Below are 24,258 nucleotides of genomic sequence, written 5' to 3'. Positions count from 1 at the left end.
TTGATGTTAGTTCGCCGTGGCTTGGGAGCAAGGCGAGAAGGGCTGCTTCAGGTGTGGGAAAAAGCCCTGTTTGTGATGCAACGCACTCACGATTATTTCCGCAGGTATAAAAAAACCCGGCAAAGCCGGGTTTTTGTCTGGCGTGCAGCTTAAGCGGTGAAGGTCTTGCCTTCGAACTGCTCGGCCACGAACTTCCAGTTGACCAGGTTCCAGAACGCTTCGACGTACTTAGGACGCAGGTTACGGTAGTCGATGTAGTAAGCGTGTTCCCAGACGTCGCAGGTCAGCAGCGGGGTGTCGCCGCTGGTCAGCGGGTTGCCGGCGCCGATGGTGCTGGCCAGGGCCAGGGAACCGTCAGCCTTTTTCACCAGCCAGCCCCAGCCGGAACCGAAGGTGCCGATCGAGGTTTTGCTGAACTCTTCCTTGAACTTGTCGAACGAACCGAAAGCCGCGTTGATGGCTTCAGCCAGTGCGCCGGTTGGTTGACCGCCGGCGTTTGGCGCCAGGCAGTTCCAGTAGAAGGTGTGGTTCCAGACCTGAGCGGCGTTGTTGAAGATGCCGCCCGAGGAAGTCTTGACGATCTCTTCCAGGGTCTTGCCTTCGAACTCGGTGCCTGGCACCAGGTTGTTCAGGTTCACGACGTAGGTGTTGTGGTGCTTGTCGTGGTGGAATTCCAGGGTTTCCTTGGAAATGTGCGGCTGCAGGGCATCGTGTGCGTAAGGCAGCGGCGGCAATTCGAAAGCCATGATGATTCTCCTAATCAGGTCTGTTGCGGTGAGCGCAAGGCCGATCACGGGCGGCCAGAAATGCACCGGCGAGTTTTTACTCTTTGCGGCGCAGGGTTCGGATCATAGCACCGGGGGTGCGGCTTAACCACGCAACAACTGTGTGGGATAGAGGTTCAAGGGGATGCCCTCGTTAAATGACGGATCGCGTTGGAACTGTGATCGTGCCAAGCAAGGCGCGGGACGAAGAGGATGCTTTTTGCCTCTTCGAGTCCCGCAACGCCGCTTGGCACGATCACAGCTCCAACCCGAAGGGCCGGCCCCCCGTAAAGCGCAATCCGTCGTTGTTCGTCGCTCATTTGGACCACCAAACCGCGCTCCTCACGCCTAGTCTTGCGCTTTACGGGGGGCGGCGCGACCGTCATTTAGCGAGGGCATCCCCTTAGCCTTTTGGAATAATTCAGGAAGCCAATATCAATTGCCCTGCCACGGTGAACATCATCACCGCCACCAACAGATCGAGAATCCGCCACGTACTCGGCCGTGCCAGCCACGGGGCGAGCCATGCCGCGCCGAACGCCAGGGTGAAGAACCACAGCAACGAAGCGCTCGCCGCGCCCACGACATAGGCGCCGGGCACCGACTGTTGTGCGCCGAGAGAACCGATCAGCAAGACGGTGTCGAGATAGACGTGCGGGTTGAGCAGGGTCACCGCCAGTGCGCTGAGCATCACCGCCCGCAGCGAACGCACGGTCTGGTTTTCACCCTGTTGCAGGCTCTGTTTCGAAAACGCCCTGCGCAACGCCTGGCTGCCGTACCAGATCAGGAACACCGCGCCGCCCCAGCGGGCGACCGCCAGCAATGTCGGGTTCTGCGCCAGCACCGTGGCCAGGCCGAACACACCCGCCGCCACCAGCAACGCATCGCAGGCGACGCACAATGCAGCGACCGGCAGGTGATGTTCACGCCGCAGGCTCTGGGCCAGGACAAAGGCATTTTGCGTGCCGATCGCCATGATCAGCCCGAACGCCACCAGCAAACCGTTGGTATAGCTTTGCCACATGACGATTACTCCGCGTTGGCTGCGAGATCGCGCAGCACTTGCATGGCACGTTCGGCTTCGGCCTGACCGACGAACAAATGGTCGTGGTAGTAGCCGGCAATCACGTTGCAGCTGATCCCGGCCTTGCCCAGTGCGGTGGCGAAGGCGGCGGTCAGGCCGACGGCTTCCAGTGCCGAATGCACGTTCAGCGTGATCCACGCCGCGACATAGTCGAAGCTGAACCCGGCGCGCTCGGCGTGGGAGCGTTCGAGAATCACCGTCAGGCCTTCCTGTTCACGGAAACTGCCTACGACTTCCAGGCCGCTCGGCAACTCGCCGTCGGACAAGGTGCAGAACACGAATTCGCCGGCATTGAGCTGCGGGCTCATGCTGCGCAGCAGGGTGGTCAACGAGGTTTCGCCAGCCATGGGGTGGTCCTTGATAAAGAGTGCTTGCTGGCTATTCTCCCGGTTGACGTTGTATAAGAAAAACCAATAGTGCTGATCGCTCATTAGGAAAACTGATGTTCGACTACAAATTGCTTTCCGCTCTGGCCGCCGTGGTCGAGCAGGCCGGATTCGAGCGGGCGGCGCAGGTGCTGGGCCTTTCGCAATCGGCGATCTCCCAGCGGATCAAATTGCTGGAAGCGCGGGTCGGCCAGCCGGTTCTGGTGCGTGGCACGCCGCCGTCGCCTACCGAAATTGGCCGGCGCCTGCTCAACCATGTGCAGCAGGTGCGCCTGCTCGAACGGGATTTGCAGACGCTGGTGCCTGCGCTGGACGAAGAGGGCCTGCCGGAGCGCCTGCGTATCGCCCTGAATGCCGACAGTCTCGCCACCTGGTGGGCCGAGGCGGTGGGCGACTTCTGCGCCGAACAACATCTATTGCTGGATCTGATCGTCGAAGACCAGACCGTCGGCCTCAAACGCATGCGCGCCGGTGAAGTGGCCGGTTGCCTGTGCGCCAGCGAGCGGCCGGTGGCGGGGGCACGCAGCGTGTTGCTCGGGGCGATGCGCTATCGAGCGCTGGCCAGCCCCGCATTCATCGAGCGGCATTTTCCCGACGGCGTGCGGGCCGAACAATTACCGCGCACCCCGGCGCTGGTGTTCGGCCCTGACGATTTTCTCCAGCATCGATACCTCGCGTCCCTCGGCGTCGATGGCGGTTTCGAACATCACCTGTGCCCGTCGTCCGAAGGTTTCCTCCGCCTGACCGAAGCCGGGCTCGGCTGGGGCCTGGTGCCGGAATTACAGGTCCGCGAGCAGTTGGAGCGCGGCGTGCTGCGCGAACTGTTGCCAGATAAACCGATCGACGTGCCCTTGTACTGGCATCATTGGCGCAATGGCGGTCAGTTGCTCGGGCTGTTGACCGAACAATTGGTGCGCTCGTCGGCGCAATGGCTGGTGCCGTTGGAATGACGGCCAGCGTCAAGACTCACGAATCAGGCAAAACGAAAGACAGCGGAGCTCTACATGAAAATTCTGGTCACCGGCGCAAGCGGCTTCATTGGCGGACGCTTTGCGCGTTTCGCCCTGGAGCAGGGCCTGGACGTGCGGGTCAACGGTCGCCGGGCCGAGGGTGTCGAGCATCTGGTGCGTCGCGGTGCCGAGTTCGTTCAAGGCGATTTGAGTGATCCGGATCTGGTGCGTGAACTGTGCAATGACGTCGAAGCCGTGGTGCATTGCGCCGGCGCGGTTGGCCTTTGGGGCCGCTATCAGGACTTTCATCAGGGCAACGTGCAGGTCACTGAAAACGTGGTCGAGGCCTGCCTGAAGCAACGGGTTCGGCGGCTGGTGCATCTGTCGTCGCCCTCGATCTACTTTGACGGTCGCGATCATCTCGGCCTGACCGAAGAGCAAGTGCCCAAGCGCTTCAAGCATCACTATGCGGCGACCAAATACCTGGCCGAGCAAAAGGTCTTCGGCGCCCAGGAATTCGGCCTCGAAACCCTCGCCCTGCGCCCGCGTTTCGTCACCGGCGCCGGCGACATGAGCATCTTCCCGCGCTTGCTGAACATGCAGCGCAAGGGGCGTCTGGCAATCATCGGCAACGGTCTGAACAAGGTCGATTTCACCAGCGTGCATAACCTCAACGAAGCGTTGCTCAGCAGTCTGCTGGCCGACGCTTCCGCGCTGGGCAAGGCCTACAACATCAGCAACGGCGCCCCGGTGCCGCTGTGGGATGTGGTCAATTACGTGATGCGCAAGATGGAAGTCCCCCAGGTCACCAAGTACCGTTCCTACGGTCTGGCCTACAGCGTGGCGGCGCTCAACGAAGGTGTGTGCAAGCTCTGGCCCGGGCGTCCCGAGCCGACCCTGTCGCGCCTGGGCATGCAGGTGATGAACAAAAATTTCACCCTCGACATCAGTCGCGCCCGGCATTATCTGGACTACGATCCGAAAGTCAGTCTGTGGACGGCCCTCGATGAGTTCTGTGGCTGGTGGAAGGCTCAGGACATTCGTTGATACGAATCTGCCGGCCGGCACTGAACCGCGTCACGGCTTGAGGGTCAACCCCAGCGGCCGCGGGGTTTATACTTCGCGCCAATCTGCCATCACCGCGTTTCACAAAGGTTGCCTCAATGTCCATGCGTAACGATGCCCACGACGATTTCGACGATGTACCGAGCCTGCGCGCCGATACCCTCGATGACGACGATTTTCCGGTCACCGCCCGCACCTCCGTGCATTCGCGCACGCCACCCGTGGTCAAGGTCAAGACTGCCAGCACCGGGCCGTTATGGGCACTGGTTGGCGCGCTGTTCTTCGCATTCATTGGTCTGGCCTGGTGGAGCTTCCAGCAGATTTCGCTGATGGAGCAGCAACTGGTGGCGACCCAGGAAAGTTTCGCGCGCATCAGTGAGGAAGCGGCGGGGCGTCTGCAGGACATTTCCGGCAAGGTCGTGGCCAGCCAGACCAACGTCACCACCGACAGCGAAGCCCTGAAGCTGCAGATCAAACAGCTGCAAAGTGCGCTTCAGGATCAGAGCAAACAGCAACAAGGCGTGGCCGGGCAGGCGACGGATCTGGACAAGCGCCTGGCGCAGATGACCGCCCAGACCACCGAACAGCAGAACGCCAACACTCAGTTGCAGGCTCAGGTCAAAGCCCTGAGCGCCGAGCTGGCAACGCTGAAAAGCACCCCGGCCGACACCAGCAAGCTCGATGCCCAGCTCAAGAGCCTCGATGCACAGGTGAAGGGCTTCGATGCGCAGTTCAAAAGTCTCGGTGCCGACATCACGGCCCTGAAAAAACAAGCTGGGTCGAACCCTGCTATCGATCGTCTGGAGCAGGAAATCGTCATCCTCAAGAGCGAGCAGGACAACCGTCCGGCTGCTGCGCAGGGTGGCACCAACACTGCCGAGTTCGACGTGTTCCGCGCGCAGATGACCCGCAACATCAACACCCTGCAGGCGCAGATCCAGAACCTGCAACAGCAACTCAACGCGCGTCCGTAAGCCCCTTGTGTGGCGAGGGTGCGCGCCCTCGCCACAGCAACATTCAGAAGCGTTCTGAATATCCATACATGCCTTCAGGCCGTCTACGCTCTTGAAACACCAACAAGAACGAGGGATGCGTCATGGGGTTTGTGCACAAGCTGGCCTGGCTCGGCGCGGTGCTGCTGTTGAGTTTCGGTCAGGCCAACGCGGCCACCACGGAAAAAGACGACAGCAAGGCGGCCATCGCCTTGCTGGAAAAGGCTCTGGCCTATTACCACGACAACGGCGACAAGGCGTTTGCGGCGTTCAGCCGTCAGGGCGAATTCGTCGACAAGGATCGCTATGTGTTCGTGGTCGATACCAAGGGCGTGATGCTCGCCAGCGGTGGGCCGTCATCGGCGTTGATCGGGCGCGACGTCAGCGAAGTCCTCGGGCCGGACTTGCAGAAGTCCTTCAAGGACGCCTTGAAAGTGCCGGAAGGCAACGGCATCCAGCAGGCCGAATACCGCTGGCAGAACTGGTCCGACGGCAAGGTCGAGCGCAAGCACGTTTACTATCAACGCATCGGTCAGCGGATTCTGGCGGTGGGTTATTACCTGCCGCGCGCGTCGGCGGAGCAGGCGAAAGCGTTGCTCGACAAGGCCGCCACTGACCTGACCAAAGACGAGAAGGGCACGCTGTCCGCGATCAACTCACTCAGGGGCGGTTACCTGCAGGACGACCTGTATGTGTTCGTGGTCAATCTCGACAACCACCGCTACGTCGCCCATGGCACCAACCTGCGGCTGATCAACACCGACTTCGCCAAGGTCGACGACCCGGAGGGCAAACCGGTGGGCGAACCGATTCTGGCGCTGATCGGCAAGCAGGATGAGGGCGAGTACGAGTACCGCTGGAAAAATCCGGTGACCGGCAAGGTCGAGAACAAGCATGCCTACCTGAGGAAGGTCGGGAACATGCTGGTGGCGGTCGGTTATTACAGTGCTTGATTGCTGAAAGCTCCCACGCGGCGCGTGGGAGCGATCGGCATCAATCAGCGGGCGCCGTGCTCACGGCCCCGCAGCAACCGGTTCGGCATCGCAATCGCCGCCGCCAGCCCGAGCAGCGACACCGCCGCGCTAACCATCAGCAAATGGCGGAACGTCACCAGCAATTCGGCACGCAAAGCGTTCTGCGCATCGCCGGGCGCCGCGTTCAGGCCGTCGAGCAGCACGTTGCCGGAATGCCCTTCGCTCATCAGCGAGCTGCCGGCCAGGTGGGCGAAACTGGAGTCCTGCAACAACGCCAGCAACAGCGCCGACATCAACGCCACGCCCACCGCGCCGCCCAGAGAGCGGAACAGGTTGGTGGTACTGGTGGCGACGCCAATGTCCTTTTGCTCGACCGAGTTCTGCGTACCGACCAGCGAGGTCGGGAACTGCATGCCGCCGGCGATCCCGCTGAGCAACATGAACAGGCTGCTGAGCAGCGTGGCATCGGGCGGGCTGAAGGCCATGCCGAGGATCGAGATCGGCATCAGCAGCGCGCCGCTCAGAATCTGCGGTTTATAGCGTCCGGTGATCGAAGTGCGGCGTCCGGCGAAATACGCGCCGATCGGTAATCCCATCGCCAGCGGCAGCAAGTGCAATGCAGCGCTGTCCGCCCCAGCACCGGTCACGCTCTGGAAGCGCAGCGGCATCAGCACGATCAGGGAAATCGCCTGGAAGCTGCAAAAGAAAATCGTGCACCAGCACAGCAGGGCGCTGCGGTTGGTGAACAGGTGCATCGGCAACAACGGCTCCCGGGCGCGCCGCTCGTGCCAGACGAACACCGCCAGCACCGCCACCGCGCAAGCGAAGAGACCGAGCACTTCGCTGCTGCGCCACGCATGACCCTGGCCGACCTGAGTGATCGCCAGCAACAGAGCGGTCAGGCCGATGATCATCAACAGTGTGCCGAGATAATCGATGACCGGTTTGCGCTGCGGAATCGGCAAACCGATCAGGTTGCGGCGGGCCACCCAGTACGCGCCGAGGCCCAGCGGCAGGTTGATCAGGAACACCCAGCGCCACGACAGGTACTCGGTCATGTAGCCGCCGAGCACCGGGCCGGCAACGCTGGCCACCGCATACATGCTGGAGAAATAGCCCTGATAACGCCCGCGTTCGCGAGGCGGCACGATGTCGCCGATGATCGCCTGGCTTACCGAAATCATCCCGCCAGCGCCGATGCCCTGGAAAATCCGCGCCAGCACCAGTTGCTCCATGCTCTGGGCCATGCCGCAGAACAGCGAGGCGAGGGTGAACAGGCCCATGCCGAACAGCATCAGTTTGCGCCGCCCGTACAGATCGCCGAGCTTGCCGTAGATCGGCACCGCCACGGTCATCGCCACCATGTAGCCGGAAATCACCCAGGCCAGCAGGCTGACGTCCTTGAACTGTGCGGAAATGGCCGGCATGGAAACGGCGACGATGGTCTGGTCGAGCGCGCCAAGGAAGATCGCCATCATCAGCGCGACCAGCACGCTGCGAATGGCCGGTTTGGGCGTTTCGGGATGGTTGAGATTGGTCACGGGCGAACCTGCGGGCAGTGATTGACCCGCAGTGCCAGGGCGAGCGGGTGAGTGCTCGCCAGTGTAAGTCGGTAGGAAGCTATTCGATAGCCTCATAAGGAAGCCCGACGTAATTTTCTGCAATGGTTTTTTGACCGGCCTCCGAGCTGACAAAGTAGTCCAGTTCCGAAGCGCAGATCCGCTGGCTGAAATCATCGTGCTCGTCGAAGCGGTGCAGCATCGAAGTCATCCACCAGGAAAACCGCTCGGCTTTCCACACCCGGCGCAGGCAGATTTCCGAGTATTTCTCCAGCAAGTCAGTGCGACCTTCGCGGTAAACCTTCAGCAAAATCCTGAACAGCGTGCTGACATCGCTGGCCGCCAGATTCAGCCCCTTGGCGCCGGTCGGCGGAACGATGTGCGCCGCGTCCCCAACGAGAAACATCCGCCCGTATTGCATCGGCTCGACCACAAAGCTGCGCAGCGGCGCGATGCTCTTTTCAATCGACGGACCGGTCACCAGTTTCTGCGCCAGATCCTCCGGCAGACGCTTGCGCAGTTCATCCCAGAAACGCTGATCCGACCAGTCGTCGACGTTTTCCTCGGCCGGCACTTGCAGGTAATAACGGGTGCGTGTCGCCGAGCGCATGCTGCACAGGGCGAAGCCGCGCTCGTGGCGGGCGTAGACCAGTTCCTCGTGAATCGGTGGCGTGTCGGCGAGAATCCCCAGCCAGCCAAACGGATAAACCCGTTCGAAGACTTTCAGGCAATCCTCGGGAATCGACTGCCGGGCCACGCCGTGGAAACCGTCGCAACCGGCGATGTAGTCACAATCGACACGCCAGGTTTCGCCGTCCTTTTCGAAGGTGACATAAGCTTCGTCGCTTTTCATGTCACAGGGAACGACATGGCGGGCTTCGTAGATGGTCTGCCCTCCGGTCTCCCGACGAGCGGCCATCAGGTCGCGGGTGACCTCGGTCTGACCGTAAACCATCACGGTTTTTCCACCGGTCAGCGCTTGCAGGTCGATGTGGATCCGGCGCCCGTCGAGGGCCAGTTCGAACCCGCCGTGCACCAGCCCTTCGGCGTCCATCCGCTGACCCACGCCAGCCTCGCGCAACAGCTCTACCATGCCTTGTTCAAGCACGCCGGCGCGGATTCGGCCGAGCACGTAGTCAGGTGTCTGGCGCTCCAGAATCAGGGTGTCGATGCCGGCGTTGTGCAGCAGTTGGCCGAGCAGTAATCCGGACGGACCGGCGCCGATGATGGCGACTTGGGTTTTCAGCGTTTTCATTGTTTTTATGACTCGCAAGCTTCACGCGACAACGGCCGGTGAATGAGTTTGAGGATTCGAGTGCTTGCATTTTTCCCTTGCGGGTCTGTCAATTGAAGGTGAAAACTGAGCCGATACCTGTACATTCTGCCAATCGGTGCGATTATCGCCCGCAAACCTCGAGGCCTGGATTGAAGTGATGAACAAGCCTGACCTGCCTTCGATTCCGGTGTTCAAGCTCTACGGTGAAAGCCTGGACTGGCCGACCCCTGACTTGCTGCACTGTGAAACCATTTCCAAACGCAGCCGCGAACACCAATGGGAAATCAAACCCCACCGCCACGCCGATTTGTGCCAGTTGCTCTTCGTATTCAAAGGTCAGGCAGAGCTTGAAATCGAAGGCCAACGCACGCAACTGAACGAAACCGCGATCCAGATCCTGCCGCCGTTATCGGTGCATGGATTCCGTTTTTCCGAGGACGTCGAAGGATTCGTCGTCACCCTCGCCACTCCGTTGATCAACCATTTGCAGGCGCAACTGGGCAGCGCGGTGCAGGCCCTGGCCCAGGCCGAAAGCTATCCGGCGGGCAAGGACGCGGATTACCTCAACAGTCTGTTTGCCGCGTTGCAGGCCGAGTACAACGGCCATCAACCGGCACGTGAAATGCTCATGCATTCGCTGGTCAGTGTGATCATGGTCTGGGTCAGCCGTCAGGCGATCCGCCGTCACAACGCCACGCAACGCCCGCAGCGTCAGCGCGAATACCTCAACGGGTTCATTCAGCTGGTGGAAGAAACCTACCGCCAGCACGTCAAGGTCGAAGACCTGGCCCATCGGCTGGGGATTTCCGTCTCGCACCTCAACGGCACCTGCCGCGAACTGGCGGGGCAGCCGGCGTTGCAGATCATGCACGAGCGTCAGTTGCTGGAAGCCAAGCGTCTGCTGACGTACACCAGCATGACCATTTTCGAGATGTCCGAGGTGTTGGGGTTTTCCGATCCGACCAACTTCACGCGCTTGTTCCGGCGCCGGGTGGGGATCTCGCCAAAGGCGTTCCGCGACCGCTTGAAGGCCGAGCAGAACGACGACGCCTGAGCCCTTTATCAGCGCAGGGCGTTGAGGGTGGCGTTGTGAGGGATGCAGCGCTCGAAGTTGCAGCTCGCGTATTCACGGGGCAGTTGCCGCAACTGCTCCACGCGCCATGCCGCGGTGCCGTACAGCGCCAGCGTGGCCGCGCAGGTGATGAAAATCGCGAGGTATCTTCTTGTTCTGGTGTTCATGGCGTTGACCTCTGAACGAATACCCTTGGGTACTACTTTCAGCATAGGTCAGCGCCGTGGAGTTGCCAGCGGCTCTGTGAACGGCTTTACAGTCCGATATCCCACTGCGGGTTTTCGGGAAAACGCTGCACCAGAAAATCCAGCATGCAGCGCAACGCTGCCGGCATGTGCTTGCGTGAGGCATACACGGCGTAGATGTTCATCTGCCGGGGCTCGGCGTGAGGCAGCAGGCGAACCAGTTCGCCGCTGTGCACATGCACCCCGGCCTGATAGGTCGGCAGCATCGCCACCCCGGCGCCGGCCAGGGTCGCGCGCAGCAGGGTGCTGGCCTCGTTGGCGCTGATGTTGCCCTGCACCGGCACCGAAACCGGTTCGCCATCCTCCTCGAAATGCCACAGGCTCTTGCCGAAATAGGAATGGGTCAGGCAGTTGTGCCGGCTCAGATCTTCAACCCGCTGCGGCTGCGGATGTTCCCGCAGATAGGCGGGTGCGGCGCAGACCACCGAACGGCAGACCGTCAGGCGCCGGGCGATCAGGTTGGGGTCGAGGTCATTGCTGGTGCGGATCGCCAGGTCGATGCGTTCGTCCACCAGGTTCACGGTGCGATCGAGCATTTGCAGGTCGATGCTTACCCCCGGATACGCTTTGACGAACGCCGCCATCGCATCGGCCAGTTGCGCCTGACCGAACGAGGTGCTGACGCTGATCCGTAGCAACCCCCGTGGCGCATCGGCGGGTTCGCTGACGGCGGCCTGCATGTCACCGGACAGCTCCAGCATCTGCCGGCAGCGCGGCAGGATTTCGTTGCCGGCGGCGGTCAGGCTCAACTTGCGCGTGGTGCGGTGCATCAGACGCGCCCCGACCCAGTCTTCCAGTTCCGCCAGATACCGCGACACCACCGGCCGCGACAGGTCCAGGTGATCGGCCGCCGCCGACTGGCTGCCCAGATCCACCACCGTGACAAACACCCGCATTGCTTGGAGACGATCCATGATTTGCCCGCTTTCAGAAACAAACTATGTTCAAGCATCGCATTTTTTGTAACGAGTCTGGCAACTAAGCTCTGTCCCCATCGCCAAGCACGGCATTCGAACAGCGGAGCAACCCATGATCGGCTTCACCACCCTCAAGCGCGTTTTACTGGCCACCGCCACCCTCGGCTTTGCTGCCCATGCAGCGGCCGCGAATCTGACCCTCGATGTCTACAACCCAGGCACCCATGCGATCTTCCCGGTGACCTCGGTGCTGGTCAGCGGCGAGAAGGACGCGATTCTGGTGGACGCGCAGTTCGGCAAATCCCAGGCCGAACAAGTGGTGGAAAAGATCCGCGCCAGCGGCAAGCAATTGACCACCATCTACATCAGCCACGGTGACCCGGATTACTACTTCGGTCTCGACACCCTGACCAAGGCATTCCCGAATGCCAAGGTGCTGGCCTCGCAACCGACCGTTGATCACATCAAGCAAACCGTCGACGGCAAACTCGCCTTCTGGGGGCCGAAAATGGGCGCCGACGTGCCGGCCAAAACCATCGTACCGGGCGTGCTCAAAGGCGACAGCCTGATGCTCGAAGGGCAGAAACTGCAGGTGATCGGCCTGTACGGCAAACAGCCGGATCGCAGCTTCGTGTGGATTCCTTCGTTGAAAGCGGTGGTCGGCGGTGTGGTCGTCGCCGAGAACATCCACGTGTGGATGGCCGACACCCAGACCGCGCAATCCCATGCCGACTGGCTGCAAACCCTGCACTCGATCGAAACCCTGAAACCGAAAACCGTGGTGCCGGGTCACTACCTGGGTGACAGCGCCCGTTCGCTGGCGGCCGTGAAATTCACCGCCGATTACATCAAGGCGTTCGACGCAGAAACTGCCAAGGCCAAGGACTCTGCCGCGCTGATCGCCGCGATGAAAAAACGCTACCCGACACTGGGCGAAGAAAGTTCGCTGGAGCTGAGCGCCAAAGTCGCCAAGGGCGAAATGCAGTGGTAACCCGATTCTGAAAAACGCAGCACTCTCAAGCCAACTGGAGAATGTCATGAGCAAGATCGCAATCATTGGTGCCACCGGCCGTGCCGGCAGCCAACTGCTGGAAGAAGCCCTGCGTCGCGGCCACAGCGTCACCGCCATCGCTCGGGATACCTCGAAGATCGGCGCTCGTGCCGGTGTGGTCAGCAAGAATGTCGACGTGCTGGACGCCGCCGCGTTGCAGGACGCCGTCGCCGGTCAGGATGTGGTGATCAGCGCCGCGCATTTCGCCACGGTGCCGGCCAGCGCGCTGATCGGTCCGGTGAAACAGGCTGGGGTGAAACGTCTGCTGGTGGTCGGCGGTGCCGGCTCGCTGTTGCTGCCGGACGGCACCCGCGTGATCGACAGCGCCGGTTTCCCGGCCGAGTACAAGGCTGAGGCCAGCGCCGGTGCGGCGTTCCTTGATGCACTGCGTCAGGAGAAGGAACTGGACTGGACATTCCTGTCGCCGTCGGCGCTGTTTGTCGAAGGCGAGCGCACCGGCAAGTTCCGCGTCGGCAAGGATGACTTGCTGGTGAATGCCGAAGGCCAGAGCTCAATCACTTTTGCCGACTATGCGATTGCGCTGATCGACGAAGTGGAAACGCCGAAGCATTCGCGTCAGCGGTTTACTGTCGGTTATTAAGAACTAAAAAGCCCCTCACCCCAGCCCTCTCCCGGAGGGAGAGGGAGCCGACCGAGTTGTCTGACGTGATTCATCGACCTGAAAGTTCGAGTCGATTATGGATTCGGTACAGCACGTTCAGGTCGGCGTAATTTTCGAGCATCCCACGATCGGCTCCCTCTCCCTCCGGGAGAGGGCTGGGGTGAGGGGGGGCCTCACCGCGTATGAGCCTGCTCCACCAACCACCCCATCAACTCCTGCAATTTCGCCGACGGCTCCGACGCCGGCGCGACGATGTAATAGCCCAGTCCCGTCTTCACCTTCAGATCGAACGGCATCACCAGTCGCCCGGCGTTCAAGTCGTCGCCGATCAGTGACCAGTCGCCGATCGCCACACCCGTCCCATGGGACGCCATCGACATCGCCTGATCCAGCGTCTCGAAATGCTGACCGCTGGCGATATTGCTCAGGTGCAGTTCGGCGGCGTTGAGCCAGAGTGTCCAGTCGTCATCGGTGTGAGTCGGGTGCAGCAGCAGATGCTGTTGCAGATCTGCCGGTGTGTGCAGGGCCGGTCCGCCGTTGAGCAGCGTCGGTGAGCAGACCGGCGTCAGTTGTTCATCGAACAGATGCAGGGTCGCAGGAGAGTCGTGTGGCGCGGTGCCGTAGATCACCGCCGCGTCGAACTGCTCGCGATGAAAATCCACCCCGTGTTGCAGCGATGCCGTGAGTTTCACCGGCACGTCCGGGCGCTCGCGCTGCCATTGCAGCAGACGGGGCAACAGCCAGCGCATCACGCAGCTCGGCGCCTTGAGTTGCAGGGTTTCGCGTTTGGCGCCGATCTGCTCCACCGAATCGCCGATCAGGCTGAACACTTGCTGCACCCGTGGCAGCCATTCGCGACCTTCGGCCGTCAGCTCCAGGCCCCGGGCCAGGCGAATGAACAGCTCATAACCCAGATGTTCCTCCAGCCCGGCGATCTGTCGGCTCACCGCACCCTGGGTGATGTGCAACTGCTCGGCGGCCCGGGTGAAGTTGCAGCACTGCGCGGTGATCAGAAACGTGTGCAGGGCGGGCAGGGGAGGCAGTCGTTTCATGTGGATCCAAGGTATGACGTGAGGACATGGCTAGTATGAGCTTTTATCGATTGTTGCGGCTACGGGTCGCCCGTTTCAATGAGGCCAATCACCGGTTCCTTTAAAGCCCGGTGCCTCAACGAACAAGAAGGGCAAAGACATGGCGACGTGTGGCGAAGTACTGGTCAAGTTACTCGAAGATTATGGGGTCGAGCAGGTGTTCGGCATTCCCGGTGTGCATACCGTGGAGCTGTATCGCGGGCTGGCCCGTTCGAGCATCAACCACGTCACCCCGCGCCACGAGCAGGGCGCCGGCTTCATGGCCGACGGCTACGCCCGCACCAGTGGCAAACCGGGTGTGTGCTTCATCATCACAGGTCCAGGCATGACCAACATCACCACCGCGATGGGCCAGGCTTACGCCGATTCGATCCCGATGCTGGTGATCTCCAGCGTGCAGTCGCGCAGTCAACTGGGCGGCGGACGCGGCAAGCTGCATGAACTGCCGAACCAGAGCGCACTGGTCGGCGGCGTGGCGGCGTTCTCCCACACCCTGATGTCGGCGTCCGAATTGCCGGGCGTGCTGGCCCGTGCGTTTGCGCTGTTCCAGGCCGGGCGTCCGCGTCCGGTGCACATCGAAATTCCACTGGACGTGCTGGTCGAAGAAGCCGACGAACTGCTGGCCAGCGTGCCGGTCAACATCGACCGCGCCGGGGCGGCGCCGGCCGCCGTGAGCCGCATGACTGAACTGCTGGCCGGCGCCCAGCGTCCGCTGATCCTCGCCGGTGGCGGCGCCATCGACGCAGCTGCCGAACTCACCGAACTGGCCGAGCTGCTCGATGCACCGGTGGCCCTGACCATCAACGCCAAAGGCATGCTGCCGTCCAGCCATCCGCTGCTGATCGGTTCGACCCAGAGCCTGGTGGCGACCCGTGCTTTTGTGGCCGATGCCGACGTGGTCCTGGCGATTGGCACCGAACTGGCGGAAACCGACTACGACGTCACCTTCGCCGGCGGTTTCGAAATCCCCGGCAAGCTGCTGCGCGTCGATATCGATCCGGACCAGACCGTGCGCAATTACCCGCCGCACGTGGCGCTGGTGGCCGACTCGCGCAACGCTGCACAAGCGCTGCTCAGTGCGCTGTCGCACAAACCGCTGGCCGAGCGCCGCAACGATTGGGGCCAGGTACGCGCCGCCCGTCTGCGTGAAGACCTGGCCGCAACCTGGGATGCCCCGATGCTGGCCCAGACCCGTTTCCTCGAAACCGTGCTGCACGAATTGCCGAACGCGGTGTTCGTCGGCGACTCCACGCAACCGGTGTACACCGGCAACCTGACCTTCAACCCGGAGCGCCCGCGCCGCTGGTTCAACTCGTCCACCGGTTACGGCACTCTCGGTTATGCCTTGCCGGCGGCGATTGGCGCATGGCTCGGCGGTAACCTCGAACACGGCGCGCGTCCGCCGGTGGTGTGCCTGATCGGCGATGGCGGTCTGCAATTCACCCTGCCGGAACTGGCCAGCGCCGTGGAAGCGCGCACGCCGGTGATCATCCTGCTGTGGAATAACCAGGGTTACGAAGAGATCAAGAAATACATGGTCAACCGTGCCATCGAGCCGGTGGGCGTGGACATCTACACCCCGGACTTCATCGGTGTGGCCAAGGCCCTGGGTTGCGCGGCCGAGGCGATCAGCTCCGCCGAACACCTGCGCAGTGCATTGCGCGCCGCCACCGATCGTCAGGGCCCGACCCTGATCGAGATCGACCAGACCCAATGGATGAAGGCGGTGGCCCAATGATGAATTTCCCGACCACACTCGACGGCCTGTACATCAACGGCCAATGGTCCGCCGGGCGCGAACACCTGCGTGTGATCAACCCGGCCACCGAAGCACTGCTGACCACGGTCAACGGCGGTGACGAACGCGCCGTCAATCAAGCGGTAACGGCGGCGACCGAAGCCTTCAAGGGCTGGTCGAAAACCACCGGCGCCGAGCGCGGCGCGATCCTGCGCAACATCGCCAATGGCGTGCGCAACGGCCGCGAACATCTGATGAAGTTGCAGTCGAGCAACAACGGCAAACCGCAGTTCGAAGCGGGCATCGATGTCGATGACGTGATCGCCACCTTCGAGTACTACGCCGAACTCGCCGAAGGCCTCGATGCGAAACAGGACAGCAAAGTGCCGCTGCCCAGCGACGACTTCAGCGCACGTCTGCGCCGCGAGCCGTGCGGTGTCGTCGGGCTGATCGTGCCGTGGAATTTCCCGATGGTCACCACCGCGTGGAAACTCGCCCCGGCCCTGGCCGCCGGTTGCTGCGTGGTGCTCAAACCGTCTGAAGTCACACCGCTGCCGGAGTTGGAACTGGCTACCATCATCGCCGAATCCGGTTTGCCAAAAGGCGTGTTCAACCTGGTGTGCGGCACCGGTCTGGCAGTCGGCGCGCCGCTGTCGGCGGACCCGCGCATCGCCAAGATTTCCTTCACCGGCAGCAACGCCGTCGGTGTGCAAGTGATGCAGCGCGCCGCTGAAACCGTGAAGGGCGTGAGCCTGGAACTGGGCGGCAAGTCCTCGCTGCTGATTCTGGAAGATGCCGACCTGGATCTGGCGGTGGAGCTTGCCTGCGGTGGCGGCTTCTTCAATGCCGGGCAGATGTGCTCGGCCACCAGCCGGGTGCTGGTCGCCGATGAACTGGCCGACGAATTCCTGATTCGTCTGAAGGCCCGCGCGGAAAAAATCCGTGTCGCCGATCCGTTCGATCCTGACGTCGAGATGGGCGCACTGGTCAATCAGGCGCAATACCAGCGAGTGCTCGGTCATATTGACCGTGGCCTCAGCGCCGGGGCCAAGCTGATCTGTGGCGGCAATCGTCCCGCCGATCTGCCGCGCGGCTATTTCTTGCAGCCGACAATCTTCACCGAAGTGCCCCTCGACAGTGCGCTGTGGTGCGAAGAGATTTTCGGCCCGGTGATCTGCGTGCGCAGTTTCGTTACGGAAGCCGAGGCGATTGCCTTGGCCAACGACAGCCAGTTCGGTCTGGTGGCCAGCGTGGTCACGCGCAATGCCGAGACCGCGGATCGGGTCGCCAACGCCTTGCAGGCGGGGCTGGTGTGGCTCAACGCGCCGCAGGTGATCTTCCCGCAGACCGCGTGGGGCGGCTACAAACAGAGCAGCCTCGGCCGCGAATTGGGGCCGTGGGGCCTGGCGGCATTTCAGGAAATCAAGCACGTGATCCGCGCGCTCTGAATGCCCGAAAAAGGTCAGCGCATGCCTCGCAACGAGGCATGCGCCGGCGTCATGGCTCCAATGAGTTTTTATCGATAGTCAGGTGTTTTGCACGACCTCAGGATGAACCCGCAGACCACGCTCAAGCCCTTTTAAACCGGGCGCTTGAGCAATATCGGTCAAGCAGATGCAAGGGTTGCGATCAATCTCATACTTACAAGAATAATGGGAGTCCCAAATGGGCGAGCACGATCTGAACAGGCGTCAATTCATCAAAACCGTCGGCGTGGCTTCGGTGGCTGCGGCGGCCATGAGCATGCCCTTCATCCGGGCCAGTGCCAGCGACACCCGCTTCGCCGGCAAGACCCTGCGCCTGTTGACCTGGTCCGATGACACGGGCCTGGCCGCGCTGCGCAATATCGCCGCAACGTTCGAAGCCAAGACTGGCGCCAAAGTGATTGCCGACCGCACCGGCAGCACCTCGGAAATGGTCGCCAAACTCAAGGCCGGCGGTGACCGTCCGCAGTACGACATCATCACTCTGGCTGGCGTTGGCGCCGAAGGTCTGGCCGCTGCCGGGCTGCTGGAAAAACCCGATCTCAACCGCATTCCCAACCTGGTCGACGTCCCGGAAAAATACCGCACCGGCGCCAACGGTCACGGCATCGGCTACCTGCTGTGGTGTAACAGTCTGGTCTACAGCACTCGCACCCAGACCACCGCGCCGGACAGCTACGCGGCACTGTGGGACGCCGATCTGGCACCGAACATTTTCCTGCCGCCGCCGAACTGGACCGAAGCGATGGACCTGATCATCATCGCCGCGAAACTGGCCGGTGGCGACGAACACAACATCGAACCGGGCTTCAAGAAACTCGCCGAGCTGAAAGACCGCGTGGTGACCCTTGGCGAAAACCCCAACCAGATTGCCGAGCTGTTTCGCACCGGTTCCCTGGATATGGGCGGCCTCTACGCCCCGGCGTTTTTCCCCAAGCAGATCCGTGATCCGAACTATGGCCTCGGTGCCACGTTCGGCATGAAGGAAGGCTTCTACACCGACCTGATGCTCTCGGTGATGCCGAAGAACCGTCCGGGCGACACCGACCTGGCCTACGCCTTCATCGACCACTCCCTCGACCCGCTGGTGCAGGGCAAGATGGCCGAAGACATCTTCAACGGCCCGGTCAACGCCAAGGCGATCATCTCCGCCGAAGCGCGCAAGAGCCCCTTCATCCTCACGCCGGAGCAGATCGCGGAGAAGGCGATCATGCACGACAACGCCTTCCTGGCGACCGTGCATGACCAGTGGATTCGTCGCTACACGGAAATCTTTTCTTCCTGATCGAGTGACGTACACAGGCTCTCAAGCACTGAAAGTTCTTGTGGGAGCGAGCCTGCTCGCGATAGCAATCTGTCAGCCGACGTTGTTGGTGAATGTCAGTCCGCATCGCGAGCAGGCTCGCTCCCACAGAGGGCCAGGTGAGCTTGAAGCCGTTGTTTTTCCATTGACGAGATCATTGCTATGGAACATCAATCCCTGACCCAACCGGTCGGCACGGGTGACGTGCGCCCGGCGCGCGGTGTTTCGCCGACCGCGCGGGCGTGGTTTTTCCTCACGCCGTCGATGCTGTTTCTCGGCGTGCTGATTGCCGCCAGCCTGCTGGTGCTGCGCATGAGCGTCGGCACCAAGGGCGCGGAGTGGTCGGGCTTCAGCCTGGCCAGTTACGCGCAGTTGCTCGAACCCTACTACCTCAAATCGTTGCTGCTGACCTTGCGTCTGGCGCTGATCAGCGCGGTGATCGCGGTGGTGCTGGCGATCCCGGTGGCGTACACCATGTCGCGTCTGACCTCGCCGTTCGTGCGGCGGATCTTTCTGGCGGCGGTGCTGTTGCCGTTGCTGGTCAACCTGCTGCTGCAAAGCTATGGCTGGCTAGTGATCCTCGGTCCCGGCGGCATGCTCAACCAGACCCTGATGGGCCTCGGTCTGATCAAGCGTCCGATCATGTTGCTGTACAACCAGAACGGCGTGTTGATGGGCCTGGTGCAGACCGCGTTTCCGCTGGCCGTGCTGCCGATTGCCAGCGCCATGCGCGGCGTCGCCCGCAGCTACGAAGAGGCTGCCGCGACGCTGGGCGCCAGTCGTTTTCAGGTATTCCGTCAGGTGGTGCTGCCGATGAGCCTGCCGGGGATCATCACGGGCGCGACCCTGGTGTTCGCCTACAACGCCAGCAGCTTCGTGGTGCCGTTGCTGCTCGGCGGTCGGCGCGTGCCGATGCTCGCAGTGATGGTGCATGACCAGATCGCTCCCCTGATGAACTGGCCCGCCGCGTCCGCCGCTGGCGTGGTGCTGATCGTCACCACGCTCGCCATCATGACTTTGTCCGAATACATCACCGGCCGCCGTCGCCGTCTGCTGGAGGCTTCGCAATGAGTGCCCTGATCAAGAAGCGTCAGTCGCTGTTGCCGGGCGATACCGGCAAGTTCGCCGGCATCCTGTCCGGGATCATTTTATTCCTGGCGGTGTTGCCGATCTTGACCATGATCGTGATGTCGTTCAGCGGCGCGTCGAACCTCGACTTCCCGCCGAGCAGCTACAGCCTGCAGTGGTACAAGGCGGCGTGGCACACCTTCGTCTCGCCGGATGCCAGCGATGTGCTGAGCCTCGGCCAGGCCATGGGCACCAGTTTGCTGGTGGCGTGCCTGACGATGATTTTCGCCACGCTGATCGCGGTGCCGGCGGCCTACGCGCTGACCCGCTGCGAGTTCCGTGGCAAGGGCGTGGCGCTGCAACTGATGTCGCTTCCGCTGGTGTTCCCGATGGTGGTGCTGGGGTTGGCCTTGCTGCTGGTATTCGACAGCCTGCCGTTCCACATGACCACCTCGCGGCTGGTGATTGCCCACGTGATTCTGGCGCTGCCGTTCGTGGTGAAGAACTGCACCGCGGCCATGCTCTCCATCGGCAGCGAAGTCGAAGAGGCGGCGCAGATGCTTGGCGCTTCGCCGTTGCGGGCCATCGTCGATGTGGTGGTGCCGTTGATGAAATCGGGGATTCTGGCGGGGATGCTGCTGGCGTTCATCGTCTCGTTCAACGAATTCACCGTGACCTATTTCCTCTACACCATCGACGTCATGACCGTGCCGATCTGGATGTACAGCCGCACCGTGTCATCGCTCGACCCTACCGTGTTCTCGTTCGCCGTGCTGATCGTGCTGATTGACTTCGTCCTGATCTGGGCGCTGGAGAAACTGGTCGGTGAAGGTGGCGTTTCCTTTTGATTTCTTGAGGTGATTTTTATGTCTGGTCTGATTCTGGAAAACGTCGAGAAACACTACGGCTCGGCCTGCGCGGTAAAAGACGTCAACTTGCATTTGCCCGAGGGCAAACTGGTGTGCTTCCTCGGCCCGTCGGGCTGCGGCAAGACCACGTTGCTGCGAATGATCGCCGGGCTGGAAACCCTCACCGGCGGCGAGATTCGCCTGGACGGCGAGGACATCGGCCACACCCCGGCGCACCTGCGCAACTTCGGCATGGTGTTTCAGTCGCTGGCGCTGTTCCCGCACATGACCGTGGGCGAGAACATCGCCTATCCGCTGAAACTGCGCGGCGTCAGCAAGGCCGATCAACAGGCACGGGTGGTGGAGTTGCTGGAACTGATCCAGCTGCAACCGATGATCGATCGCCCGGTGGCCAAGCTCTCCGGCGGCCAGCGTCAGCGAGTGGCGATTGCCCGGGCGATTGCCTCGCACCCGAAAATCCTGTTGCTCGACGAACCGCTGTCGGCGTTGGATGCCAAGTTGCGCGAGTCGATGCAGGTGGAAATCCGCCAGCTGCAACAACGCCTGAACATCACCACGATCATGGTCACTCACGATCAACGCGAGGCCATGACCATGGCCGATATCGTGGTGGTGCTGGGTGAGCATCGGGTGCAGCAGGTGGGTACGCCGATTGAAGTCTATCGGCACCCGGCCAACGAATTCGTCGCGGACTTTATCGGCTCCGGCAATATCTTCCCGGCTACCGCACTGGGCGATGGCAAGGTCGTGCTGCCGGGTGGCGATGCCCTGCAAGTGCCAATCTGCAGCAGCATCGTGGTCGGGCAGAAAGTGAAAATGCTGATCCGCCCCGAAGACCTGCAACTGTCAGCGCCGCAGGCCACGGCGGGCAATCGCCTGCTGGGCAAGGTGACGTTCGTGCGGGATATCGGTGCGACCATCGAGACTACGGTGGAATGTTCCGGGGTGACCTTCACGGCGCTGAGTACGCCTTGTCAGGGGATTGGGTTGGGGATCGGGCATCCGGTGTCGGTGACGTTGCCGAGTGAGGCGTGTCGGGTGCTCGGCGCTTGAATCAGAGGCCCCATCGCGAGCAGGCTCGCTCCCACAGGTTCAGTTGTACACCGATCCAATGTGGGAGCGAGCCTGCTCGCGATGGGGCCAGTGGCCGCAATAAAAAAACGGGTCAGACGGTCAGCCGCAACCGCGCCAGATCCCGCAACGGCGGCGCCCCAAACAGCCGGCTGTACTCGCGACTGAACTGCGAAGGGCTTTCATACCCCACCCGATACCCGGCCGCCGACGCTTCCAGCCCCTCAGCCAGCATCAGGCGCCGCGCCTCCTGCAGGCGCAGCTGCTTCTGATACTGCAACGGACTCATCGCCGTCATCGCCTTGAAGCGGTGATGCAAGGTCGAGACGCTGAGGTTCACTTCCTTCGCCAGGTCATCAATGCGCAGCGGCTGTTCGAAGTTGCCGTTGAGCCATTTGATCGCCTGGCTGATGCGGTGGCTCTGGCTGTTGGCGATAGCGATTTCGTACAGCCGATGCCCCTGCGGGCTGCGCAGCAGGCGATAGAGAATTTCCCGGCGGATCAGCGGCGCGAGCATGGCGATGTCTTTAGGTGCGTCGAGCAGACGCGCCAGACGCAGCACCGCATCGAGCATGGCGCTGTCGATTTTCTCCACATACAGACCACGCCCGGTCGGCCGGGTCGGTACGCCCATCGGGCCGGCGTCGGCGATCAGCGCGGTGATTTCCGCAGGATCAATGTCCAGGCGCACGGCGAGGATCGGCTCTTCGGGCGAGACATTCACCACCCGACCGCTCAACGGCATCGAAACCGAGACCACCAGGTAATTCAGCGGATCGTAATTGAAGAATTCGTCCGCCAGCCGTACCTCTTTGCGACCCTGGGCCATGATGCACAGCGCCGGTTGCGCGAGCACCGGGGCGAAATCATGGGACTGGGTGTGGCGCGACATGAACAGCGAGCCGACGGCAGTGGCATAACTGCCATCTTCGGACGTGTTGCGGCGGATGATCGCCGCCAGTTCCGCGCGCTGCTTTTCCATGTCGGCATCGGGTGGCGCTTGAAAACGATCGAATGACGTCACGTGCGGCATCCTCGGCAAAGTCGGTGGAGTGGAGCAGAGCATAAGTTTGTGCAAGCCAGGGCGGTAGACACATCCTGCGAAATGCTTGCCTGATCCTGCATTGGGTTGTTGGCCCGTCCAGCCATAGCAGGACGCAGGTGGTCAGAGTTGCCCGAAACCGGTGTGACAGGACGGTGACAGGAATTTACGACTTGTTACAGGTCTGCAAGACAGTCTCGCAGGATTGTGCAACGCGACGGCAGGAATCGACTAACGGCGAACGGGGAGCGGCCCTTAACCTTGAATCCTGTCGCAGCCCGTCCCCGGCTGCCACGCGACTCCCTGGGAGGGTTGAACATGTCCAAGCAGATTCCCGTCAGTCATATGGCCTTCGTTCGAGCGCGTGCCGGACGTTCGGCGGAACTCGGCATGCGCCTGAGCGCCCTGATCGAACCGTCCCGCGCCGCCCCCGGCTGCCTGAGCTTTGCCTTGCAGCATTCGCAGTGTGATCCCGAGTTGTGGCTGGTCTCCGGTTTCTGGAGCAACCAGCAGTCGATGACCGCGTACTTCAGCAGCCCGTCGATGGAAGTCTTTGCCGAGCTGGTGCAGGACCTGGTGGTCAACAGCCTGGATTTCCACACGTTCAAGGAAGTCTCGGCCGCACAGGCCGTAGGGCAATGCACTGCGCCGGTACACAAACTTGCCGGTTGAATGTTTAATGTCCGGCTTATCCGACTGAGCCAGGACCTGCGATATGGCACGTAAAGAGTTCGAACACTTCGAAGCGGTTTCCGCTGTAGTCCCCGTCGAGTTGGGCGGCAACAAGGGTTATCACGCGGCGATCGCCGTCAAGGCCCTGGTCGACGGCGGCGCGCCGCGCTTTCACAAATTGCTGAACGATCAGGTTTTCCCCGGCGCCATCGCGGCCGATGAAGCCGCGATCAATGAGCTGGACAAGCTCAAGGGCGTTACCGACGACGCCGAGCTGATCTGGTAAACGCTTACTTCGTCGCCCCCGGGCGCCACATCTTGAACAACGCCTCCGGCCCCAGCTGGAAGTAGTCCGCCGGCCCGCCGCCCCGCAGAATCGGTTCGGCGGCGGCGGTGTCGTAGATCCCGTCCTTCAACAGCCACTTGGCAATGTGCACGGCGACCACTTCGCCGAGCACCAGCCAGCTCGGCACGGTTTCGCCGTCGGCGCGCTGCAGCTGAATGATCTGGGTGACCTTGCATTCGAAGGACACCGGGCTTTCGCCTACGCGCGGCACGGCAATCACCTTCGACGCCACCGGTGTCAGCCCCGCCAGTTCGAACTCATTGACCTGCGGCCCGACCATCGCGCAGCTCTGGTTCATTTGCTCGGCCAGCGGGCGGGTGGCGAGGTTCCAGACGAATTCGCCGGTCTGCTCGATGTTGTTCAGGCTGTCTTTGCGCCCGACGCTGGAGAACCCGATGATCGGCGGAATGTAGTTGAACGCGTTGAAAAAACTGTAGGGCGCCAGGTTCAGCCGACCCTCGGCATCCTGCGAAGAAATCCAGCCGATGGGACGCGGGCCGACGATGGCGTTGAACGGGTCGTGGGGCAGGCCGTGGCCGTTGGCCGGTTCGTAGAAATGGATGTCATCGGGCATGGCGGGTGGTCCTGAAGAGGGCGGGATCAAGTGGCCAATAGTG

The 24,258-nt window shown here is 62.0% G+C and carries 25 protein-coding genes; 15 read left to right on the top strand and 10 right to left on the bottom strand.

What is annotated here, in order from left to right; translation table 11 throughout:
- Positions 1-149 precede the first annotated feature (149 nt).
- The 3 genes from PDR5_RS22855 to PDR5_RS22845 all read right to left on the bottom strand — a co-directional run bounded on the left by PDR5_RS22855 (position 150) and on the right by PDR5_RS22845 (position 2,195).
- Positions 150-746 carry a superoxide dismutase gene (locus PDR5_RS22855; RefSeq protein ID WP_003227660.1) on the bottom strand — a complete coding sequence of 199 codons (597 nt, stop codon included), beginning with the start codon at positions 744-746 and terminating at the stop codon, positions 150-152.
- 439 nt (positions 747-1,185) lie between these two features.
- Positions 1,186-1,788 (bottom strand): LysE/ArgO family amino acid transporter, encoded by a 603-nt coding sequence (locus tag PDR5_RS22850; protein ID WP_007953256.1) that lies wholly within the window; start codon positions 1,786-1,788, stop codon positions 1,186-1,188.
- 5 nt (positions 1,789-1,793) lie between these two features.
- Positions 1,794-2,195 (bottom strand): ACT domain-containing protein, encoded by a 402-nt coding sequence (locus PDR5_RS22845; protein WP_064599105.1) that lies wholly within the window; start codon positions 2,193-2,195, stop codon positions 1,794-1,796.
- Positions 2,196-2,290: 95 nt separating this feature from the next.
- Between PDR5_RS22845 and PDR5_RS22840 the strand changes: the two genes are divergently transcribed.
- From PDR5_RS22840 to PDR5_RS22825, 4 genes are all read left to right on the top strand, one after another.
- Entirely contained in the window at positions 2,291-3,184 is an 894-nt protein-coding gene (locus PDR5_RS22840) for a LysR family transcriptional regulator ArgP (protein WP_064599101.1), read from the top strand.
- Positions 3,185-3,238: 54 nt separating this feature from the next.
- Entirely contained in the window at positions 3,239-4,231 is a 993-nt protein-coding gene (locus PDR5_RS22835; protein WP_039765898.1) for an NAD-dependent epimerase/dehydratase family protein, read from the top strand.
- A gap of 116 nt (positions 4,232-4,347) precedes the next feature.
- A complete protein-coding gene (locus PDR5_RS22830) occupies positions 4,348-5,223 on the top strand; it encodes a hypothetical protein (RefSeq protein ID WP_064599099.1) in 876 nt (291 codons plus the stop codon).
- Positions 5,224-5,345: 122 nt separating this feature from the next.
- Positions 5,346-6,194, top strand: coding sequence for a cache domain-containing protein (locus tag PDR5_RS22825; protein WP_064599097.1), 849 nt, complete (start codon positions 5,346-5,348; stop codon positions 6,192-6,194).
- Between the two features lie 44 nt (positions 6,195-6,238).
- On the opposite strand, the gene PDR5_RS22820 is transcribed toward PDR5_RS22825, so the two are convergent.
- Both PDR5_RS22820 and pobA read right to left on the bottom strand, forming a co-directional pair.
- Positions 6,239-7,756 (bottom strand): MDR family MFS transporter, encoded by a 1,518-nt coding sequence (locus PDR5_RS22820; protein ID WP_064599095.1) that lies wholly within the window; start codon positions 7,754-7,756, stop codon positions 6,239-6,241.
- 79 nt (positions 7,757-7,835) lie between these two features.
- Positions 7,836-9,020 carry a 4-hydroxybenzoate 3-monooxygenase gene (pobA, locus tag PDR5_RS22815; protein WP_373874482.1) on the bottom strand — a complete coding sequence of 395 codons (1,185 nt, stop codon included), beginning with the start codon at positions 9,018-9,020 and terminating at the stop codon, positions 7,836-7,838.
- A 187-nt stretch (positions 9,021-9,207) separates the two neighbouring features.
- On the opposite strand from pobA, the gene PDR5_RS22810 reads away from it, so the two are divergent.
- Entirely contained in the window at positions 9,208-10,104 is an 897-nt protein-coding gene (locus PDR5_RS22810; protein WP_064599091.1) for a helix-turn-helix domain-containing protein, read from the top strand.
- A gap of 8 nt (positions 10,105-10,112) precedes the next feature.
- On the opposite strand, the gene PDR5_RS29935 is transcribed toward PDR5_RS22810, so the two are convergent.
- Together PDR5_RS29935 and PDR5_RS22800 are read right to left on the bottom strand one after the other, a co-directional pair.
- Positions 10,113-10,289: a hypothetical protein gene (locus tag PDR5_RS29935; protein ID WP_007953274.1), complete on the bottom strand. Its 177-nt coding sequence runs from the start codon at positions 10,287-10,289 to the stop codon at positions 10,113-10,115.
- An 86-nt stretch (positions 10,290-10,375) separates the two neighbouring features.
- On the bottom strand, positions 10,376-11,281 hold the full coding sequence (locus PDR5_RS22800) for a LysR family transcriptional regulator (RefSeq protein WP_218188768.1): 906 nt from the start codon (positions 11,279-11,281) through the stop codon (positions 10,376-10,378).
- A gap of 115 nt (positions 11,282-11,396) precedes the next feature.
- Between PDR5_RS22800 and PDR5_RS22795 the strand changes: the two genes are divergently transcribed.
- Positions 11,397-12,275 carry an MBL fold metallo-hydrolase gene (locus PDR5_RS22795; protein WP_064599086.1) on the top strand — a complete coding sequence of 293 codons (879 nt, stop codon included), beginning with the start codon at positions 11,397-11,399 and terminating at the stop codon, positions 12,273-12,275.
- A 46-nt stretch (positions 12,276-12,321) separates the two neighbouring features.
- A complete protein-coding gene (locus PDR5_RS22790) occupies positions 12,322-12,936 on the top strand; it encodes an NAD(P)-dependent oxidoreductase (protein ID WP_064599084.1) in 615 nt (204 codons plus the stop codon).
- Positions 12,937-13,130: 194 nt separating this feature from the next.
- On the opposite strand, the gene PDR5_RS22785 is transcribed toward PDR5_RS22790, so the two are convergent.
- Positions 13,131-14,009, bottom strand: a complete 879-nt coding sequence (locus tag PDR5_RS22785; RefSeq protein WP_064599082.1) for a LysR substrate-binding domain-containing protein — start codon at positions 14,007-14,009, stop codon at positions 13,131-13,133.
- Between the two features lie 139 nt (positions 14,010-14,148).
- Between PDR5_RS22785 and PDR5_RS22780 the strand changes: the two genes are divergently transcribed.
- The 6 genes from PDR5_RS22780 (at position 14,149) to PDR5_RS22755 (ending at position 21,563) form a co-directional block, all read left to right on the top strand.
- Positions 14,149-15,786, top strand: coding sequence for a 5-guanidino-2-oxopentanoate decarboxylase (locus PDR5_RS22780; protein WP_064599080.1), 1,638 nt, complete (start codon positions 14,149-14,151; stop codon positions 15,784-15,786).
- Entirely contained in the window at positions 15,786-17,234 is a 1,449-nt protein-coding gene (locus PDR5_RS22775; RefSeq protein WP_172829547.1) for an aldehyde dehydrogenase family protein, read from the top strand. The genes PDR5_RS22780 and PDR5_RS22775 overlap by 1 nt, the downstream gene beginning before the upstream one ends.
- 217 nt (positions 17,235-17,451) lie before the next feature.
- Positions 17,452-18,555 (top strand): extracellular solute-binding protein, encoded by a 1,104-nt coding sequence (locus PDR5_RS22770; protein ID WP_064599076.1) that lies wholly within the window; start codon positions 17,452-17,454, stop codon positions 18,553-18,555.
- Between the two features lie 180 nt (positions 18,556-18,735).
- Entirely contained in the window at positions 18,736-19,644 is a 909-nt protein-coding gene (locus PDR5_RS22765) for an ABC transporter permease (RefSeq protein ID WP_039765919.1), read from the top strand.
- Complete coding sequence (locus PDR5_RS22760; RefSeq protein WP_064599073.1) at positions 19,641-20,489, top strand: ABC transporter permease; 849 nt, start codon at positions 19,641-19,643, stop codon at positions 20,487-20,489. Before PDR5_RS22765 ends, PDR5_RS22760 begins: the two co-directional genes overlap by 4 nt.
- Before the next feature lie 18 nt (positions 20,490-20,507).
- A complete protein-coding gene (locus PDR5_RS22755; RefSeq protein WP_064599071.1) occupies positions 20,508-21,563 on the top strand; it encodes an ABC transporter ATP-binding protein in 1,056 nt (351 codons plus the stop codon).
- A gap of 112 nt (positions 21,564-21,675) precedes the next feature.
- On the opposite strand, the gene PDR5_RS22750 is transcribed toward PDR5_RS22755, so the two are convergent.
- The gene (locus PDR5_RS22750; protein ID WP_064383794.1) at positions 21,676-22,605 is read right to left on the bottom strand and encodes an AraC family transcriptional regulator; all 930 of its coding nucleotides are present in this window, start codon (positions 22,603-22,605) and stop codon (positions 21,676-21,678) included.
- Between the two features lie 336 nt (positions 22,606-22,941).
- Here PDR5_RS22750 and PDR5_RS22745 point away from each other — a divergent pair, with 336 nt between their 5' ends.
- Together PDR5_RS22745 and PDR5_RS22740 are read left to right on the top strand one after the other, a co-directional pair.
- Positions 22,942-23,295 carry a putative quinol monooxygenase gene (locus tag PDR5_RS22745; protein ID WP_064599069.1) on the top strand — a complete coding sequence of 118 codons (354 nt, stop codon included), beginning with the start codon at positions 22,942-22,944 and terminating at the stop codon, positions 23,293-23,295.
- A gap of 43 nt (positions 23,296-23,338) precedes the next feature.
- Positions 23,339-23,581: a hypothetical protein gene (locus PDR5_RS22740; protein ID WP_007960172.1), complete on the top strand. Its 243-nt coding sequence runs from the start codon at positions 23,339-23,341 to the stop codon at positions 23,579-23,581.
- Between the two features lie 4 nt (positions 23,582-23,585).
- Here the strand turns inward: PDR5_RS22740 and PDR5_RS22735 are convergent, their stop codons facing one another.
- Positions 23,586-24,215: a flavin reductase family protein gene (locus tag PDR5_RS22735; RefSeq protein WP_039765924.1), complete on the bottom strand. Its 630-nt coding sequence runs from the start codon at positions 24,213-24,215 to the stop codon at positions 23,586-23,588.
- Positions 24,216-24,258 lie beyond the last annotated feature (43 nt).

This window comes from Pseudomonas sp. DR 5-09, from assembly GCF_001655595.1.
GTDB lineage: Bacteria > Pseudomonadota > Gammaproteobacteria > Pseudomonadales > Pseudomonadaceae > Aquipseudomonas > Aquipseudomonas pharyngis.
Note: the sequence above shows the minus strand (reverse complement) of the source record. Positions and strands in the feature narration are given on the sequence as shown.